Annotated in this window: 1 protein-coding gene; it reads left to right on the top strand. The window is 54.5% G+C overall.

Annotated features, from left to right (window positions below; translation table 11 throughout):
• On the top strand, nt 1-381 hold a 381-nt coding region (gene lspA / locus ACTHUR_RS20170), incomplete at its 5' end, for a signal peptidase II (protein ID WP_440400573.1).
• Nucleotides 382-464: the final 83 nt, after the last annotated feature.

Genomic DNA, 464 nt, shown 5'->3' on the forward strand with positions numbered 1-464 from the left:
GACCTGACCCTTGCCTACAACCCGGGCGCGGCGTTCAGTTTCCTTGCCGACCAAGGCGGCTGGCAGAAATTCTTTTTCTTAGGGCTGGCACTCGTTATCAGCGCGTATCTCGCCCGTGCCATTCTGCACGACGAGTTCCGCCTTTCGGGCAAAATCGGCGCCGCCATGATTATCGGCGGCGCGCTCGGTAACGTCATCGACCGACTGATTCACGGCCATGTGGTTGATTTCTTACTGTTTTACTGGAAGGATTGGTATTATCCCGCGTTTAACGTTGCCGACAGTTTTATCTGCGTCGGTGCCGTTTTATTGGTTTTGGACGGACTGTTCCACAAAAAAGAGCCCAAACCGACCGATGAACCAGCAACCGACAACCCATAAGGTCGTCTGAAATCCGGACCATACACATGACCCAAAAAACCATCATCCTTGCCAACCCGCGCGGCTTCTGCGCCGGCGTTGAC

Source organism: Neisseria sp. P0021.S007, from assembly GCF_051956855.1.